General features: G+C 52.6%; 1 protein-coding gene. It reads right to left on the minus strand.

Annotated features, from left to right (window positions below):
• On the minus strand, positions 1-293 hold a 293-nt coding region (locus DXA74_RS16765), incomplete at both ends, for a toxin TcdB middle/N-terminal domain-containing protein (protein WP_233550590.1).

Consider the following 293-nt stretch of genomic DNA (forward strand, 5'->3'; position numbering starts at 1 on the left):
AGGTTCTTGGTGATGACCTCACCGAAACCGAGGAACTCACGCTCATGGCGGTCACGCTTTCCGTCCTTATACTCAAAGGCGGTTGTCATGACTGGACCATCGTCATGGATTCCGTCGTCAACGGTAAGGGCAGACATTACCCACTTGCCACCAGGAAGGCCGTAGGTCGGAGTGGTGTGGGCATAGTCCAATGTGAAAGTTCCGCCCAAGGAATTGGTGACTGACTTCAACATGTTGGTTCTGCCAATGGCAGAGCGTGTAACCTTCAACTCGCTTTCCTTCTCAGACTCAAC

Origin of the sequence: Bacteroides sp. OF04-15BH, assembly GCF_003477995.1 — a bacterium.
Classification (GTDB): Bacteria; Bacteroidota; Bacteroidia; order Bacteroidales; family Bacteroidaceae; genus Paraprevotella.